This is a genomic window from Streptomyces sp. NPDC060194 (assembly GCF_042728285.1).
In the GTDB taxonomy this organism is placed as follows: Bacteria; Actinomycetota; Actinomycetes; order Streptomycetales; family Streptomycetaceae; genus Streptomyces.
Map to the genome: position 1 here is coordinate 1 of NZ_JBHWZH010000121.1, position 17515 is coordinate 17515.

The window sequence follows — 17515 nt, forward strand, 5'->3', positions numbered from 1 at the left end:
CCGAGCATCTGCTCGGAGCCCCTCACGCGTCTTCACGTCAGCTCTTGCGGCCGCGCTTCTCCCGCACCCGCACCGAGATGTGGATCGGGGTGCCCTCGAAGCCGAACTCCTCGCGCAGCCGGCGCTCGACGAAGCGCCGGTAGCCGGCCTCCAGGAAGCCGGAGGCGAAGAGCACGAACCGCGGCGGCTTCGTGCCCGCCTGGGTGCCGAAGAGGATCCGGGGCTGCTTGCCGCCGCGCACCGGGTGCGGGTGGGAGGCGACGATCTCGCCGAGGAAGGCGTTGAGCCGCCCGGTCGGGACGCGGGTCTCCCAGCCCTCCAGGGCGGTCTCGATCGCCGGGACCAGCTTCTCCATGTGCCGGCCGGTGCGCGCGGAGACGTTGACCCGCGGCGCCCAGGCGATCTGGGCCAGCTCGGTCTCGATCTCGCGCTCCAGGTAGTAGCGGCGCTCCTCGTCGAGGGTGTCCCACTTGTTGTAGGCGACGACGATCGCGCGCCCGGCCTCGACGGCCGTGGTGACGATCCGCTGGTCCTGGATGGAGATGCTGTCGCTCGCGTCGATGAGGATGACCGCGACCTCCGCCTTCTCGATGGCGGCGGCGGTGCGCAACGAGGCGTAGTAGTCCGCGCCCTCCTGGAGGTGGACCTTCTTGCGGATGCCGGCGGTGTCGACGAACTTCCAGGTGGTGCCGCCGAGTTCGATGAGCTCGTCGACGGGGTCGCGGGTGGTGCCGGCCAGCTCGTTGACGACGACCCGCTCCTCGTTCGCGACCTTGTTCAGGAGCGAGGACTTGCCGACGTTGGGGCGGCCGATGAGGGCGATCCGGCGGGGGCCGCCGAGGGCGGTGCCGAAGCGCTGGGCGGGGGCCTCGGGCAGCGCCTTGAGGACCTCGTCGAGCATGTCGCCGGTGCCGCGGCCGTGCAGCGCGGAGATGGGGTGCGGCTCGCCCAGGCCCAGCGACCACAGGGCGGCGGCCTCGGCCTCGGCCGCGGGGCCGTCGACCTTGTTGGCGACCAGCACGACCGGCTTGCCGGCCTTGCGGAGCAGCCGGACGACGGCCTCGTCGGTGTCGGTGGCGCCGACGGTGGCGTCCACGACGAACGCGACGGCGTCGGCGGCCTCGATCGCGAACTCGGCCTGGGCGGCGACGGAGGCGTCGATGCCGAGGACGTCCTGCTCCCAGCCGCCGGTGTCGACGAGCTTGAAGCGGCGGCCGGCCCACTCGGCCTCGTAGGTGACCCGGTCGCGGGTGACGCCCGGGCGGTCCTCGACGACGGCCTCGCGGCGGCCGATGATCCGGTTCACCAGGGTCGACTTGCCGACGTTCGGGCGGCCGATGACGGCGAGGACCGGGAGCGGTCCGGCGTTGGCCTCGTCGAGGACGCCGTCGACGTAACTGGGGTCGAAGCCCTCTTCCGCGGCGAGCTCCATGAACTCCGCGTACTCGGCTTCGCCAAGCGCCCCGTGGGCCTCGTGCCCGTCGCCGGAGCTGATCTGGTCGTTCATGAAGTCCGTTCCTCGTTCATCATCGATGGGCCGCAGGCGCGGCCCACTACTCAAGTATTCACGTGGCGCCCGGTCAGGCGCCTGGCGTGTGCCAGGTGGCCGGTGAGCCGGCCCTGGATGCGCGCGGTCGCCTCGTCCAGCGCCGCCCGTGTGCGCCGCCCGCCGGGCTCGCCGGCCTGGAAGGGGTCACCGAAGACGACGTCGACCCGGCTGCGCAGCGGCGGCAGCCCGGAGACCAGCCGGCCGCGGGCGTCGGTGCTGCCGAGCACCGCGACGGGCACGATCGGCGCCCCGCTGCGGACCGCGAAGTACGCGAGCCCGGCGCGCAGCGAGGCGAAGTCGCCCTCGCCCCGGCTGCCCTCGGGGAAGATGCCGAGCACTCCCCCATTGTCCAGTACGCCGAGGGCCTGGGTGATCGCGGTCCGGTCGGCCGTCGAGCGGTCGACCTTCAGCTGCCCGATCCCGAGCAGGAACGGGTCGAGCGGGCCGACGAACGCCTCCTTCTTGATCAGGAAGTGCACCGGGCGGGGTGCGACGCCCATGACCATCGGCCCGTCGAGGTTGTGCAGGTGGTTGACCGCGAGGATCGCGGGGCCGGTGGCGGGTATCCGCCAGGCGCCGAGCACCCTCGGCTTCCACAGCCCGTACATCAGGCCGACGCCGATCCGCCGCCCGACGTCGGCCCGGGCGGCGGAGGGCGCGGCGTACGGCGCCGAGGCGGCGGAGCTCACGCGACGACCCGCTTCTCCCCGACCAGCGTGACGACGCACTCGACGACCTGCTGGAGGGTGAGGTCGGAGGTGTCGACCTCGACCGCGTCGCCCGCCTTCTTCAGCGGGGAGGTCTTGCGGCTGGAGTCGGCCGCGTCCCGCTGGACCAGCGCCGCCTGGGTCGCGGCGACGTCGGAGTTCTTGAGCTCGCCGCTGCGGCGGGCCGCGCGGACCTCGGGCGACGCGGTGAGGAAGACCTTCAGGTCGGCGTCGGGCAGGACGGTGGTGCCGATGTCCCGCCCCTCGACCACGATGCCGCCGGCGGCGGCGATGGCCCGCTGCAGCTCGGTGATCCGGGTGCGCACCTCGGGGACGGCGCTGACGGCGCTGACCTTGGAGGTGACCTCCTGGGTGCGGATCGGGCCGGCGGCGTCCTGTCCGTCGACGGTGATCGTCGGGGCGGCCGGGTCGGTGCCGGAGACGATCTCGGGCTTGTCGGCGGCGGCGGCGATCGCGGCGGGGTCGTCGATGTCGATCCCGTTGGTCACCATCCACCAGGTGATCGCCCGGTACTGGGCGCCGGTGTCGAGGTAGCGCAGGCCGAGCTCGGCGGCGACGGCCTTGGAGGTGCTGGACTTGCCCGTGCCGGAGGGGCCGTCGATGGCGACGATGACGGTTGCCGGGGCGGCGGATTCCACGGTGGGGACACCTTTCGAGTGCACGGGCAGGCGGGCGGGGCCCGAGCGGGCCCCGTACCAGGTTACCGACTGCGCGGGGTCCCCCCGTACGGCCTACTGCCGGATCGACCAGCCGCGCTCGCGCAGGGCCGCGCCGAGCGCGGGGGCGGCGGCGGGCTCGACCATGAGCTGCACCAGACCGGCCTGCTGCCCGGTGGCGTGCTCGATCCGGACGTCCTCGATGTTGACGCCCGCCCGGCCGGCGTCGGCGAAGATCCGGGCCAGCTCGCCCGGCTGGTCGCTGATCATGACGACGACCGCCTCGTACGCCTTGGGCGCCGAGCCGTGCTTGCCCGGCACCCGGACCTGGCCCGCGTTCCCGCGGCGCAGCACGGTCTCGATGCCGGCGGCCCCGTCCCGGCGCTTGTCGAGGTCGGCGGACTCCAGCGAGCGCAGGGCCCGGACGGTCTCCTCCAGGTCCCCGGCCACCTCGGTGAGCAGGTCGGCGACCGGCCCCGGGTTGGCCGAGAGGATGTCGATCCACATCCCGGGATCGGAGCCCGCGATCCGCGTCACATCGCGGATTCCCTGCCCGCACAGCCGTACGGCGGACTCCTCCGCGTGCTCCAGCCGGGCCGCGACCAGGCCGGAGACCAGGTGCGGCATGTGCGAGACGAGCGCGACGGCCCGGTCGTGCGCGTCGGCGTCCATCACGACCGGGACGGCCCGGCACAGCGCGACCAGCTCCAGCGCCTGGTTCAGCACCTCCGTGTCGGCGTCCCGGGTCGGCGTGAGCACCCACGGCCGCCCCTCGAACAGGTCGGCGGTCGCCGCGAGCGGCCCCGACCGCTCGCGCCCTGACATCGGATGCGTCCCGATGTACGCGGTCAGATCCAACCCCAGCGCCTCCAGCTCCCGGCGCGGCCCGCCCTTCACGCTGGCCACGTCCAGGTACCCCCGGGCGATCCCCCGCCTCATCGCGTCGGCCAGCGTCCCCGCCACGTACGCGGGCGGCACGGCCACGATCGCGAGGTCCACCACACCCTCCGCCGGCTCGTCCGTCCCCGCCCCGAGCGCGGCGGCGGTCCGCGCCTGCGCGGGGTCGTGGTCCACGAGGTGCACGGTCACCCCCCGCCCGGCCAGCGCGAGCGCTGCGGAGGTGCCGATCAGGCCGGTACCGATGACGACGGCGGTTCTCACGGGCGGGTCCTTCGGGTACGGGCGTACAGGAGGCGACGCTTCGCCGCTCACACCAGCCTAGTCAGCCGAGCCGCACGAGAACTCAGCCCGGCCGGCGTTTGAGGCCACCGGCCGCAGGCCGGTACCGCGCCGGCAGGCGCAAAGCCGCCCGGCGAGGGACTTGGGGAAGGGGCGGGTGGGGGGAAACAACCGGGGCGAAGCCCCGGAACCCCCGGGCCGGGCCCGCTCAGCCGTCCCAGCGCGCGCCCAGGGCGAGAAGGCGCTCGCGGTACTCGATCCGGTCCGCCCACGCCGCGGGCCACGCGTCCGCCCCCAGATACGCCCCGGCGAACGCACCGGTGAGGCAGGCGATGGAGTCCGAATCGCCGGAGGAGCACGCGGCCCGCCGCAAGGCGAGAAGCGGCTCGTGCGGGAACAGCAGGAAGCACAGCAGCCCCGTGGCGAGCGCCTCCTCCGCGACCCACCCCGCCCCGGTGGCGAGGCACGGATCCGTCTCGGGCGACGGCGCCCGCAACGCGTCCTGGAGCCGCTCCAGGACCCCCAGGCACTCGTCCCACCCCTCCGCGATGAACGCCCGCCGGCTCACCGCCCCGGCCCGCCGCCACAACCCGCCCAGCCACGCCTCGTGGTACCGCTCCCGGTTCTCGATCGCGTACGACCGCAGCCGCCCCACGAGCCCGGCCGGATCGACCCCGTCGACGAGCAGCCGCACGGCGTGGGCGGTGAGGTCGGACGCGGCGAGTGCGGTGGGATGCCCGTGCGTGAGCGCGGACTGCAGCTGCGCCGCCCCCGCCCGCTGGTCCGCGCTCAGTCCGGGCGCGAGCCCGATCGGCGCGACCCGCATGTTCGCCCCGCACCCCTTGGAGTGCAGCTGGGAGGCGTCCAGCCACGGTTTCCCGGTCTTCAGCAGGTAGCACGCCTTCATGCACGTGTTCCCCGGCGCCCGGTTGTTCTCCGGCGACCGGTACCACACCACGAACTCCTCGCGCAGCGGCCGCTCCAGGCGGGACGCGACGAGCAGCCCGCGGTCCATGGCGGTGACCAGCGCCTCGCCGAGCGCGAGCGTCATCTGGGTGTCGTCGGAGACGATCGCCGGGGTGACCAGCTCCATCTCCCGCCACGGCCCGCATTTCGCGAGGACGGACGGCACGTCGTTGAACTCGGTGGGGAAGCCGAGCGCGTCGCCGAGCGCGAGCCCGACGAGCGATCCGGTGGCGGCACGTTTCACGGGGTCTGCCCTTCGGGGTCGGTCGCGGCGCGCGGGGTGCGCAGCAGGGGCGGGTGGAGCACGGCGGAGGCGCCCGCGCGGTAGAGCGCGGCGGGCTTTCCCCGCCCACCGGTCCGGCGGGGCGCGCCGTCGAGCGGTGCGACGAAGCCGGGGGTGGCGAGCACCTTCCGGCGGAAGTTCGGCCGGTCGAGGCCGACGCCCCAGACCGTCTCGTAGACCGCCTGGAGCTCGCCGAGGGTGAACTCGGGCGGGCAGAAGGCGGTGGCCAGCGAGGTGTACTCGAGCTTGGCGCCGACCCGGTCCCGGGCGTCGGCGAGGATGCGGTCGTGGTCGAAGGCGAGCGGCCCGTGCCCGCCGAGCGGCACCCAGCGCGCCTCCGCCGCGTCCCCGCCGCCCCGCGGCTCGGGCGGGTCGGGGACGAGCGCGGCGAAGGCGACGGAGACGACCCGCATCCTCGGGTCCCGGTCCGGCTCGCTGTAGGTCCGCAGCTGCTCCAGGTGGAGGCCGGAGACGTCGTCGAGCCCGGTCTCCTCGGCGAGCTCCCGCCGGGCCGCCCGCTCGGCCGACTCCCGCGGCAGGACGAACCCGCCGGGCAGCGCCCACCGGCCCGCGTACGGCTCCTGGCCCCGACGGACGAGCAGCGCGTGCAGCGCGCCGTCCCGGACGGTGAGGACGGCGAGGTCGACGGTGACGGCGAACGGTTCGAAGGCGTGCTTGTCGTAGCCCTCGGGGGCCCGTGCGGTGTTCCCGGGACCGCCGCCCGCGCCGGCGGTCACCGCCTCTCCGGCAGCGGGTCGGCGATGCCCCAGTCCGCTGCGAGCAGCGCGTCGACGGCGGCGACGGCCGTGGCGAGCCGCTGCTCGTGCGGACCGGTCAGGGTGATGAACGGCCGCCCGGTGCAGGCGAGTTCGCTGCGGAAGCGGTCGGTCATCCACGGGCGCAGGTGCTCGCCGTCGCGCAGGCCGTCGTCCTCGAAGGGCACGTCCTCGTGGTCGGTGAGCAGCCACAGGTGCTGCCGCTTCGGGGCGAGCACGTCGGGGTTCGCGAAGCCCAGGTAGCGCTCGTGCCAGATGGTGGTGGCGAACGCGTCGGTGTCGCAGATCAGGACGGGGCCGGCGGTCCGCGCGGCGGCGTCCTCGTCGGCCTGCTGCCGTGCGGCGATCAGCGGGAACTCCTCGGAGGCGAACGCGACGTCCTCCCAACTAGCCCCGGGGCCCAGCGCGGCGAGCTTGGCCGCGCTGAACTCGCGGCCGTACTCCGGCACCCAGGCCGTCCCGTAGTGCGCGGCGAGCGCGTTCGCCATGGTCGTGGTGCCGGTGGACTCCGCGCCGAGGACGACCACCCGGCGGGTCAGCGCGGCCCGGACGGGCGGGGCGAGGAAGTCCCAGCAGCCGACGGGGTCCTTGCGGACGGCCGTCGCCGAGACGGGGTGGGCGATCCGGTCGGGGTCGACGCAGACCGCCTGCGCGCCGAACCGGCGGCCGAGCTCCTCGCCGTAGGCCTCGGAGGAGAACACCACGTCGAGCGGCTCGGGGACGGCGGCGCGGAAGACCTCCATGTGGGCGTCCCAGACCGCGGGGTCGGTGGTGTCGACGGGGATGTCGTCGACAACTCCGACGATCCGGACGTGCGGCTCGGGATGGATCTCGCGCATCCAGGCGATCCGGTCGGCGAGCGGGATACTCTCGACCGAGGAGGCGCACACCAGGACGGTCAGCCGGGCGCAGCGGGCGGCGGCCTCGCGGACCAGGTGGTGGTGGCCGGCGTGCGGCGGGTAGAACTTGCCGAGGACCAGCCCGTGGCCGTACCGCTCGGGGCTCACGCGGCCACCTCCAGGCGGGGTGCGGCGAGACTGCGCCGCCACTCGACCAGGCCGCGCACGCACAGCGCGAGGAAGCCGACGTAGAGGACCGACGTCAGGTACAGGCCCTTGTGCGCGTAGAGCGGGATGTACACCAGGTCGGCGGCGATCCACAGCCACCACGACTCCAGGCGCTTGCGGCACTGGCCGTAGGTGGCCATGAGCGACAGCGCGGTGGTCAGCGCGTCCCAGAACGGGACGGTGGACTCGGTCGCGGTGACGAGCAGCCACGTGATCGCGGCGGTGCCGAGCGCGCCCGCGATGAGCAGGACCGCCCATTCGGTGCGGGTGGTGCGGCGCACGGGCAGTTCGGCGCCGCGGACGCCGCGGGCCCAGGTCCACCAGCCGTAGGCGGCCAGCGCGATGAAGACGACCTGCAGCCCGGCGTCGGCGAAGAGGCCGGCCTGGGTGAACAGCAGGATGAAGAACAGGTTGTTGGCGATGCCCACCGGCCAGTTGGCGATGTGCTGGCGGGCCACCAGGTAGACGCAGAGCGCGCCGCTGCCGAAGCCGAGGACCTCGGTCCAGCTGACGGGCGTGTCGAGCAGGGTGAACAGCGGCTGTTGCAGCGCGCCGGTGATGTCGGACAGGCTCATGGCCCCCCACCTCTTTAATAGTCACTCCGACTATAAAGAGGTGGGGGGCCAGGGCACAAGGGGCGTCCTCCTTAGAGGTCGACCTCCTTCATCAGCATGCCGACCTCGGTGTTCGACAGCCGCCGCAGCCAGCCGGACTTCTGGTCGCCGAGCGCGATCGGGCCGAAGCCGACCCGCACGAGCTTGTCGACCGGGAAGCCGACCTCGGCGAGCATGCGGCGCACGATGTGCTTGCGGCCCTCGTGGAGGGTGACCTCGACCAGGTAGTTCTTGCCGGTCTGCTGGATCACGCGGAAGTTGTCCGCGCGGGCCCAGCCGTCCTCCAGCTGGACGCCGTCCTTGAGCTGCTTGCCGATGTCGCGCGGCAGGTTCCCCGTGATGGCGGCGACGTAGGTCTTCTTCACGCCGTACTTCGGGTGGGCGAGGCGGTGGGCCAGCTCGCCGTGGTTGGTGAGGAGGATCAGGCCCTCGGTCTCGGTGTCGAGCCGGCCGACGTGGAACAGGCGGGTCTCGCGGTTGGTGACGTAGTCGCCGAGGCACTGGCGGCCGTCGGGGTCCTCCATGGTGGAGACGACGCCGGCCGGCTTGTTCAGGATGAAGAACTGGTACGACTGCGTGGCCACGGTCAGCCCGTCGACCTTGATCTCGTCCGTCTCGGGCCTCACCCGCAGGCCCTGCTCCAGGACGATCTCGCCGTTGACCTCGACGCGGGCCTCCTCGACGAGCTGCTCGCAGGCGCGGCGCGAGCCGTACCCGGCGCGGGCCAGGATCTTCTGGAGGCGCTCGCCCTCCTGCTCGGCGCCGGGGAAGGTCTTCGGGGGCTTGACGTCGGGCTTGCCCGCGTAGCGGTCGCGGTTGCGCTCCTCGGCGCGGGCCTCGTACTCGCGCGAGCGCGCCGGGGTGGTCCTGCGGCGGGCGTCGCCGGCCAGCGGCGACTTCCGCGGGCCGCCCTTGGCGCCGCCGCGGGCGGCCTCACCGCGGCCCTTGCGGGGGGCCGGGCGGTCGTTGCCGACGTCGTACCGGCGCTCCTCGGGGCGCGGGTTCTTCGCGCGCTTCGGCTCGCCGTCGGCGCCGACGCCGTCCTTGGCACGGAAGCCGCTGCCGCTGGTCCTCGGCGCGGGCTTGCCCTTGCCGCCGGCGTTCCAGCCGCCGCCGGAGCCGCCCCGGGACGCGCCCGAGCCGCCCCGCGAGCCGCCGGAGCCGCCTCGGGAACCGCCCGCGCCGCCGCCGGACCTCGGCTGGGAGCCGCCGCGCCCGTCGTTGTTTCCGCTGCCCCTACCGCTACTGCTTCGCATCAAAATTCCGTCTTGTCGTCTGCGTCGGTGCCCGGCGCGTCGGGTGCGTCCGGATCGAACGACGGCACGCCCTCCAAAGTCTCCCCCTCGACGGCGTCCGCCTCGGGGAGGAAGGGCGCCAGCTCGGGGAGCTCGTCCAGGCCGCGCAGGCCCATCCGCTCCAGGAAGTAGTTCGTCGTCCTGTACAGGATCGCACCTGTTTCGGGTTCCGTGCCCGCTTCCCCTACCAGACCCCGCTGCAGGAGGGTCCGCATCACGCCGTCGCAGTTCACCCCGCGGACCGCGGAGACCCTCGAACGGCTCACCGGCTGCCGGTAGGCGACCACCGAGAGCGTCTCGAGCGCCGCCTGCGTCAGCCGCGCCTGCTGGCCGTCCAGGACGAAGCCCTCGACGGCCTCCGCGTACGCGGCCCGGCTGTAGAACCGCCAGCCGCCCGCCACGAGCCGCAGCTCGAAGCCGCGGCCCTGGACGGCGTACTCGTCGCGCAACTCCCGCAGCGCGTCGCCCACGGCCCTCCTGGGCCGCTGCAGCACCTTCGCGAGGTGTTCCTCGGTGGCCGGTTCGTCGACGACCATGAGGACCGCCTCCAGGGCGGGTCTCAGGTCCAGCTCCGCCACGCTCATGTCCGCTCCTCGTCGCGCCGCCTCACGGGGAGTCCCCCGCGTCGAACTCGTCCGTCACCAGGACGCGGGCCCCGGCCTCGCCGTCCCCGCCGGTCCACCGTACGAGCAGCTCGCCGAGGGCGGCCGGCTGCTCCAGGGCGACGGCCTTCTCCCGGTAGAGCTCCAGGAGGGCGAGGAAGCGCGCCACGACGGTGAGGGTGTCCTCGGCGCCCTCCGCGAGCCGCTGGAAGCTCAGCTCGCCGGCCGCCTGCCGGAGCAGGGCGACCACGACGGCCGCCTGCTCGCGCACGCTGACCAGCGGGGCGTGGATGTGGTCCACGTACACCTGCGGCTTCGCGCGCGGCTGCATCGCCTTGACCGCGAGCTTCGCGAACCCCTCGGCGCCGATGCTGATGACGACCTCCGGCAGCAGCTCGGCGAGGTGCGGCTCCAGGCCGACGGTCCTGGGGTAGCGCCGGGCCTCGTCGGCGAGCCGCTCGTCGAGGATCTCGGCCACCCGCTTGTACGCCCGGTACTGCAGCAGCCGGGCGAAGAGCAGGTCGCGGGCCTCCAGGAGGGCGAGGTCCGCCTCGTCCTCGACCTCGGCGGCGGGCAGCAGCCGGGCCGCCTTGAGGTCGAGCAGGGTGGCGGCGACCACCAGGAACTCGGTGGTCTGGTCGAGGTCCCAGTCCGGGCCGCGGGCGCGGATGTGCGCCATGAAGTCGTCGGTGACGGTGGACAGGGCGACCTCGGTGACGTCCAGCTTGTGCTTGGAGATCAGCTGGAGCAGCAGGTCGAAGGGGCCCTCGAAGTTCCGCAGCCGGACGGTGAAGCGCCCGTCGTCGGGTCCGGGCGGCGCGGACCCCTCTGCCGGGGTCCCGGACGCAGGCACGGCCCGCGACGCCTGACCGGCCTCCTGCGGGGCGGCGGGCCCGGGGGGGTAGACGGGGTCCGTCGGAGCGGCGGTCGCCACGTGAGCCGGGGTCCCGGACGCAGGCACGGCCCGCGACGCCTGACCGGCCTCCTGCGGGGCGGCGGGCCCGGGCGGGTAGACGGGGTCCGTCGGAGCGGCGGTCGGGGCGTCGGAAGGGGGAGCGGGGTGGGGTGGGGTCGCGGTTTTCCGCGGGGCGGCGGCTCCGAGCCGGGTGCCCAGCGGCCGACGGGCCGGGGTGCCGGACGTGGCGGTGGCCGCGGGCGCTTCCGGGGCCGCCGGCGTCCGCGCGCCGTCATCTGCTCCTTCGGTCCGCACCCCCGCACGCTACCCCTACCGTCCTCGCAGCCTCCGTACGAGGATGCTCGCGTCGCCGCGCGACTCCAGATCCGCGAGCACGACGGCGACCGCCTCGCGGACGATCCGCCCGCGGTCGACCGCGAGTCCGTGCTCACCGCGCAGGACGAGCCGCGCGTGCTCCAGGTCCATCAGCTCCTCGGCGGAGACGTAGACCGTGATCTTCTCGTCGTGCCGTTCGCGGCCGCTGGGCCGCCGCCCGCCGGCCCGGGACCTCCGCCGCTGCCCGCCTGCCGGCGGGGCCTCGGGCCTGCGGCCCTTGCCGGCCGCCGCGGCCTTGTCCTCCTCGGCGGCGCGGCTGCGCGGCTCCGCCGTGCCGTCCGCGGCCGCCGCGTGCTCGGACGCCGTGGGCGCCGCCTCGGAGGGCGCCGCGGCCGCCGAGTCACTCTCGCCCGCCGGAGCCGGCACCCGAGCGGCCTCGCCGTTGACCGGGGCCTGGTTCGGGCTCCGGTCGGGGCCCTGCCGCCGCGGTCCGGCGGACTGCAGTCCCGTCCCCCCGGTGGTGCGGAACAGTTCGTCGGCCCCCGGCAGACTCACTCGGCGTGACACCGGGCGAGCACCTCCCTGGCGAGCTGGCGGTAGGCGGCAGCGCCGACGGAGTTGGAGGCGTAGGTCGTGATGGGCTCGCCGGCGACCGTGGTCTCGGGGAAGCGGACGGTCCGGCCGATCACCGTGTGGTAGACGTGCTCGTCGAACGCCTCGACGACGCGGGCGAGCACCTCGCGGCTGTGCACGGTCCGCGAGTCGTACATGGTCGCGAGGATGCCGTCGAGCTCCAGCTCGGGGTTGAGCCGCTCCTGGACCTTCTCGATGGTCTCCGTGAGCAGCGCCACCCCGCGCAGCGCGAAGAACTCGCACTCCAGCGGGACGATCACCTTGTGCGCGGCGGTCAGCGCGTTGACGGTGAGCAGGCCGAGCGACGGCTGGCAGTCGATGACGATGTAGTCGTAGTCGGCCATCAGCGGCTTCAGGGCGCGCTGGAGCGTCGACTCGCGCGCGACCTCGCTGACGAGCTGCACCTCGGCCGCGGAAAGGTCGATGTTGCTGGGCAGCAGGTCCATGTTGGGGACCGCGGTCTTCAGGAGCACCTCGTCGGCCGCCATGCCCCGCTCCATGAGCAGGTTGTAGACGGTGAGGTCGAGCTCCATCGGGTTGACGCCGAGGCCGACGGAGAGCGCGCCCTGCGGGTCGAAGTCGACGAGCAGCACCCGCCGCCCGTACTCGGCCAGCGCGGCGCCCAGGTTGATGGTCGACGTGGTCTTGCCGACGCCGCCCTTCTGGTTGCACATCGCGATGATCTTCGCGGGGCCGTGGTCGGTCAGCGGTCCGGGGATCGGGAAGTACGGCAGCGTCCGGCCGGTCGGGCCGATGCGCTCGCGGCGCTGGCGGGCCGCGTCGGGCGCGAGGGTGGCCGCGTACTCCGGGTCGGGCTCGTACTCGGCGTCGGGGTCGTAGAAGTGCCCCTCGGGCACTACCTCGTAGTCGGCGAACTGTGAGGGACCCTGTGCGTGGCCCTGGTCGCCGGCCATGGCGTTCACGTGATGGCCGTCCATGCTCTGGTGGGCTGTCGTCCTGCTCGGGCGGGTCGGGTGGCTCGATTGCGACGCGGCGAACGTGCGGACCGCGACGGAGCCGACAGCCGCGTACTCCCTCGGCTCCTCGGGCTCCGGGGGCGCTCCGGCCACCGCCTGACGCTGATCCTGCGCGGACGTCGCCGCTCCGCCTGGCCCACCACCTCCGGGAGTAATTGTCGACTCGTTCACAAGTCGTCTTACCTCCTTGGTGACCAGGAAACTTCTAGACAGGTCAGCGTGACACCTTGCCGACGGTTGGCGACTCTATGGCGTGTCACCGCTCCGCAGCAACACAATCCGGCGGACGCGGCACGATGTGTCGGCAAGCGGACACCCTTCTGTCAAGGGTGTGCCGACCGCGCTCACCTGGTTCCACAGGTGAGCGAATCGCCTGAAGCGTTGCACAGCACGCGAGTTGACCAAGTGTCGCGAAACGGGCACAAAGGCCGCCGACCGGGCCTCGGGGATCGAGGTCCGGCCGGCGGTGGGAAGTTGACGGATCGTGTTGACGAACCGTCACCGGATCAGCCCAGGAGCGTGCTCAGTTCGACGTGCGCGAGACCGTGCGCCTCGGCGACGGAGCCGTAAACCACCTGGCCGTCATGGGTGTTGAGGCCGAGCGCGAGCGCGGGGTCGCGGCGCAGCGCCTCGACCCAGCCGCGGTTGGCCAGTTCGACGATGTACGGAAGCGTCGCGTTGGTCAGCGCGTAGGTGGAGGTGTAGGGCACCGCGCCGGGCATGTTGGCGACGCAGTAGAACACCGACTCGTGCACCTGGAACGTCGGCTCGGCGTGGGTGGTCGGACGCGAGTCCTCGAAGCAGCCGCCCTGATCGATTGCAATGTCGACAAGTACACTTCCGGGCTTCATCCGGGAGACGAGCTCGTTGGTGACCAGCTTCGGCGCCTTGGCTCCGGGGATGAGAACGGCCCCGATGACGAGGTCCGCCTCGACGACGGCCTTCTCCAGCTCGAAGGAGTTGGAGACGATCGTCTGCACCTTGGTGCCGAAGATCTTGTCCGCCTCGCGCAGCTTGGCGATGTCGCGGTCGAGCAGCGTGACGTGGAAACCGAGGCCGACGGCGATCTGCACGGCGTTCCAGCCGGAGACGCCGCCGCCGATGACGACGGCCTTGCCCGCGGTGACGCCGGGGACGCCGCCGGGCAGCACGCCGCGGCCGCCGGCCTGGCGCATCAGGTGGTAGGCGCCGACCTGCGGGGCGATCCGGCCCGCGACCTCGGACATCGGGGCGAGGAGGGGGAGCTGGCGGCCGGCCGTCTCCACCGTCTCGTAGGCGATGGCGGTGGTGCCGGACTCGAGCAGGGCGTCGGTGCACTCGCGGGAGGCGGCGAGGTGCAGGTAGGTGAAGAGCGTCTGATCCTTGCGGAGCCGGTGGTACTCCTCGGCGATGGGCTCCTTGACCTTGAGCAGCAGGTCGGCGGTGGCCCACACCTCGTCGGCGGTGGGCAGGATCTGCGCGCCGGCGGCGACGTACTCCTCGTCCGTGATCGAGGAGCCGAGACCCGCGCCCTGCTCGATGACGACCTGGTGGCCGTTGCGGGCGAGCTCGTGCACGCCGGCGGGGGTGATGGCCACCCGGAACTCGTTGTTCTTGACCTCGCGGGGGATGCCGACCTTCACGACAGATCACGGTCCTTGACTCGGGGGATGACAGGGCGAACAGAGCAAACCCGATACGAACACCGTAGGTGACGGCAGACCGGGACACACCGCGGAAAGTGGCGGCGTAGCCAGTCTAATGAAGGATTTAGCTCTGTCTAGCCTTGCAAAGCATCAATCTCCCGGAGCAGTGCTACGGATTTCGCAGGCTGATGTGGTGTCCTCCCTGTCGACGCCGGTCTCCTGGCCTCCGGCGTCCCCCTCGCCGAGCAGCCGGTCCGCGGCGCTGCGGTGCAGCTGGGCCGCGGCCGGGTCGCCGAGCCGCTCCAGGGTGTCGGCCAGCCGGAGCTGGAGCCCCGCCTGCAGCCGGTCGTCGCCCGCGGCCCGGGCCAGCTCGACCGCGTCCCGGCAGGTGAACAGCGCCTCCTCGGGGCGGCCGGCGTACTCCTGGACCCGGGCCGTCTCGCTCAACGCCCTTGCGTGGCCGCCGACATCGCCGCGCCTGCGGTGCGCGGCGGCCGCCGCCCGCCAGGCGCGCAGCGCCTCGCCGTAGCGGCCGGCGTAGGTGTGCACGGTGCCGAGCCGTCCGTAGAGCCGCGCCTCGTCGGCGAGCTCGTCGCGGCCGAGCCGGGACTCCAGCGCCCTGCCGTACCAGTCGGCGGCCCGCGGCCAGTCCCCCAGCTCCTGGTGGGCGCCCGCCACGGATTCCATCGCGCGGGCGACCGCGTGCGGGTCCTTCGCCTCGCGTCCGGCGTCCAGCGCGGCCCGGTAGCGGTGCAGCGCGTCCTCGGTACGGCCGGTGGCGGCGTCGAGGTCGCCGAGGTTGAGCAGGGCGGCGGCCCGCTCGCGGTGCAGGTCGCGCCGCTCGGCCACGTCCAGGACGAGGTGGTGCAGGTGGTAGAGCTCGGGGGCGGCCTCCTCGGGGCCTCGGTAGATGATCAGCGCCCGGACCAGGGCAGCGGTGAGGCGCCGGGCGAGGGTGTCGAGGTCGCCGTCCTCGGTGGCGAGACGGGCGGCGGCGAGCAGCGCGGGCTCGCGGGCGCGCAGCCACTCGCCCCCGGCGCGGGCGTTCGGGAAGCGGAGCGAGCGGGGCAGCCCGGCCAGGCGCCGGCGGGCCTCGGAGCCCTCGGGCTCGCTCACCGCCCGGCAGGCCTGGAGCTGCCGGACCGTCCGCTCCAGCATCCGGGCCCGGGCCAGCTGCACCTCCGCCGGCCGGTCCCGGGCCTCGCGCAGCCCGGTCAGCAGCGGCATCAGGGCGCCCGGGACCTCGTACTGGGGCGGCGAGGCGCCCTGCGGACGGAGCAGGCCGAGCGCGGCGAAGTCCTCCAGGGTGCTCTGCGCGGCGCCCACCGAGCAGCCGGCCAGCGCGGAGGCGGTCTGCGGGTCGACGAGCCCGGCGGGGGCGAGGGACAGCAGGCGCAGTATCCGGGCGGCGGCCTCGGGCAGGGACGCGTGGACGAGGTCGAAGGCGCGGGCGACGGGGTCCGCGGGCGCCTCGGGTCGGGCGGCCTGCTCGTCGAGCTGCTTGACGGCGTCGGCGACCGCCGCCTGCGGCCGGGCGGCGAGCCAGCCGCCGGCCAGGACCAGGGCGGCGGGCCGGTGGGCGCAGGCCTCGACCAGCGACTCCGCGGACTGCGGGTCGACGGTGAGCCTGACCTCGCCGGCCGCCCGTCCGAGGAGTTCGAGCGCGGCCGGGGTCTCCAGGCCGCCGAGGGTGCAGGGCCGGACGTCGGGGATGCCGGTGAGCGGTCCGCGTGCGACGACGACGGCGAGGCAGGCGGGGTTGTCCGGCAGCAGGGCGTCGACCTGCTCGCTGTCGACGGCGTCGTCGAGCAGCAGCAGGGCGGTGCGGCCGGCCAGCGCGGTGCGCAGCAGTTCGGTCAGGAGGTCGTCGTCGGCGCCGGGCGGGGCGGGCAGTTCCAGCGCGCCGAGCAGTTCGCGGGCGGTCCGGCCGACGGGGACGGCCTCACCGTCGGGGGTCCGCAGCCGGGCGCGCAGCACGCCGTCGGGGTAGTCCGCGGCGAGTTCGCCGGCCAGGTGGGAGGCGAGCGCGGTGCGTCCCGAGCCGGGTGGGCCGGCGATCAGCAGCACGCGCGCCCGGGGGGCCTTGCGGCCCGAGAGGGTGTCGAGCCCGGCCCGCTCGATGTCCTCCCGCAGCTCCTTCAACTCCCGGCGCCGCCCGAAGAGTTGTCCAGCGGCCGAAGCCACCGCCTGATCCGTCACGGGCCACGCTCCCGTCCGCCTGCGCACGAGGCACGAGGGTCCCCGCCGGGACCCCGGTCGGGCGGTCCGAGCGTAGTTCACCGGGCGTGACGGCTCCGGGGGGACGCGGCGAGAGGATCACTCGAACGTATCAACGGATGATCGTACGAACCCGCGTACGGGACGTCCTCGAACGCTCAGGCCTCGAACGGGCGGGCCGGCCAGGGGGCCTCCGCCGGGCGCAGTGCGTCCAGGCCGTCCCCGGCGAGCGCGGCGGCCAGGGCGAGCACGCCCACCACGAGGATGTTGTTGTGGAGCTCGCCCGCCAGCGCGCCGCGGACCAGCTCCGCGAGCGGGACCCGGGCCAGCTCCATGTCGGCCTCCTCCTCGGCGACGGCGAAGCGCTCGCCCTCCACCACCGAGACGTCCCGGGCCAGGAAGATCCGTACCGCCTCGTCGCAGCCGCCGGGCGTGGTGTACACGTCGGTGAGCACCCGCCAGGTCTCGGCCTTGACGTGCGCCTCCTCGTACAGCTCGCGCTGCGCGGCGTGCAGCGGGTTCTCGCCCGGCACGTCGAGCAGCCCGGCCGGGATCTCCCACAGCTTGTGCCGCACCGGGTGCCGGTACTGCCGGATCACGACGACCCGACCGTCCTCGTCCAGCGCGAGCGCGGCGACCGAGCCGGGGTGCACCATGTAGTCCCGCCGCGCAGTGGACCCGTCGGGCATCACCACGTCATCCGCCCGGATGCTGGTCTTCTTCCCCGTCCACGGGGTCGCGCTGTCGGTGATCCGCCACTCCTCGGCGGTGTCCTTGATCGTCATACGCCGATTCTCCCTCACGAAACGGCGCCACGGCCGCTATACCCCAGCGACGGGCGGGGACCAGGACGCAACCCCGGCGCACAGCCAGGCGGGTCCAGGGCGCAACCCAGACGGGTACGGGGCGCAGCCCGAGCGGTCCAGGGCGCAGCCCCATCGGGTACGGGGCGCAACCCCGGCGGGTACAGGGCGCAGCCCGAGCGAGTCCTGGGCGCAACCCCCGGCGGGTCCAGGACGCAACCCCGGCGGGTACGGGGCGAAGCCCCGGGTGGGGTACGGGGCGCAGCCCCGGGTTACCGGCACCCGTTTCCCGTGCCTCGGGGCGCCCGCAAGGG

At 73.9% G+C, this 17515-nt stretch carries 16 protein-coding genes; all 16 read right to left on the minus strand.

What is annotated here, in order from left to right:
• Nucleotides 1-37: 37 nt before the first annotated feature.
• Nucleotides 38-1507 carry a ribosome biogenesis GTPase Der gene (gene der / locus ACFWEG_RS22620; RefSeq protein ID WP_387218053.1) on the minus strand — a complete coding sequence of 490 codons (1470 nt, stop codon included), beginning with the start codon at nt 1505-1507 and terminating at the stop codon, nt 38-40.
• Between the two features lie 50 nt (nt 1508-1557).
• The gene (locus ACFWEG_RS22625) at nt 1558-2277 is read right to left on the minus strand and encodes a lysophospholipid acyltransferase family protein (protein WP_387218056.1); all 720 of its coding nucleotides are present in this window, start codon (nt 2275-2277) and stop codon (nt 1558-1560) included.
• Nucleotides 2235-2915, minus strand: a complete 681-nt coding sequence (gene cmk, locus ACFWEG_RS22630) for a (d)CMP kinase (RefSeq protein WP_387218059.1) — start codon at nt 2913-2915, stop codon at nt 2235-2237. The genes ACFWEG_RS22625 and cmk overlap by 43 nt, the downstream gene beginning before the upstream one ends.
• Nucleotides 2916-3008: 93 nt before the next feature.
• Nucleotides 3009-4094 carry a prephenate dehydrogenase gene (locus tag ACFWEG_RS22635; RefSeq protein ID WP_387218062.1) on the minus strand — a complete coding sequence of 362 codons (1086 nt, stop codon included), beginning with the start codon at nt 4092-4094 and terminating at the stop codon, nt 3009-3011.
• A gap of 226 nt (nt 4095-4320) precedes the next feature.
• Nucleotides 4321-5322, minus strand: coding sequence for an ADP-ribosylglycohydrolase family protein (locus ACFWEG_RS22640; RefSeq protein ID WP_387218065.1), 1002 nt, complete (start codon nt 5320-5322; stop codon nt 4321-4323).
• Nucleotides 5319-6098 (minus strand): NUDIX domain-containing protein, encoded by a 780-nt coding sequence (locus tag ACFWEG_RS22645; RefSeq protein ID WP_387218068.1) that lies wholly within the window; start codon nt 6096-6098, stop codon nt 5319-5321. Before ACFWEG_RS22645 ends, ACFWEG_RS22640 begins: the two co-directional genes overlap by 4 nt.
• Nucleotides 6095-7144, minus strand: coding sequence for an AAA family ATPase (locus ACFWEG_RS22650; protein WP_387218071.1), 1050 nt, complete (start codon nt 7142-7144; stop codon nt 6095-6097). The genes ACFWEG_RS22645 and ACFWEG_RS22650 overlap by 4 nt, the downstream gene beginning before the upstream one ends.
• A complete protein-coding gene (pnuC, locus tag ACFWEG_RS22655; RefSeq protein ID WP_387218074.1) occupies nt 7141-7779 on the minus strand; it encodes a nicotinamide riboside transporter PnuC in 639 nt (212 codons plus the stop codon). Before pnuC ends, ACFWEG_RS22650 begins: the two co-directional genes overlap by 4 nt.
• Nucleotides 7780-7850: 71 nt before the next feature.
• Nucleotides 7851-9074 (minus strand): pseudouridine synthase, encoded by a 1224-nt coding sequence (locus ACFWEG_RS22660; protein ID WP_387218077.1) that lies wholly within the window; start codon nt 9072-9074, stop codon nt 7851-7853.
• Nucleotides 9074-9697 (minus strand): SMC-Scp complex subunit ScpB, encoded by a 624-nt coding sequence (gene scpB / locus ACFWEG_RS22665; RefSeq protein ID WP_387218080.1) that lies wholly within the window; start codon nt 9695-9697, stop codon nt 9074-9076. Before scpB ends, ACFWEG_RS22660 begins: the two co-directional genes overlap by 1 nt.
• 22 nt (nt 9698-9719) lie before the next feature.
• Nucleotides 9720-10829 carry a segregation/condensation protein A gene (locus tag ACFWEG_RS22670; RefSeq protein WP_387218095.1) on the minus strand — a complete coding sequence of 370 codons (1110 nt, stop codon included), beginning with the start codon at nt 10827-10829 and terminating at the stop codon, nt 9720-9722.
• Nucleotides 10830-10940: 111 nt separating this feature from the next.
• A complete protein-coding gene (locus tag ACFWEG_RS22675) occupies nt 10941-11501 on the minus strand; it encodes a hypothetical protein (protein ID WP_387218098.1) in 561 nt (186 codons plus the stop codon).
• Complete coding sequence (locus ACFWEG_RS22680; RefSeq protein WP_387218084.1) at nt 11498-12727, minus strand: ParA family protein; 1230 nt, start codon at nt 12725-12727, stop codon at nt 11498-11500. Before ACFWEG_RS22680 ends, ACFWEG_RS22675 begins: the two co-directional genes overlap by 4 nt.
• A gap of 335 nt (nt 12728-13062) precedes the next feature.
• Entirely contained in the window at nt 13063-14178 is a 1116-nt protein-coding gene (gene ald, locus ACFWEG_RS22685) for an alanine dehydrogenase (RefSeq protein ID WP_387218087.1), read from the minus strand.
• A gap of 153 nt (nt 14179-14331) precedes the next feature.
• Nucleotides 14332-16380: a tetratricopeptide repeat protein gene (locus tag ACFWEG_RS22690; RefSeq protein WP_387218090.1), complete on the minus strand. Its 2049-nt coding sequence runs from the start codon at nt 16378-16380 to the stop codon at nt 14332-14334.
• Nucleotides 16381-16556: 176 nt separating this feature from the next.
• Nucleotides 16557-17183, minus strand: a complete 627-nt coding sequence (locus tag ACFWEG_RS22695) for an NUDIX domain-containing protein (protein ID WP_387218092.1) — start codon at nt 17181-17183, stop codon at nt 16557-16559.
• Between the last annotated feature and the right edge of the window lie 332 nt (nt 17184-17515).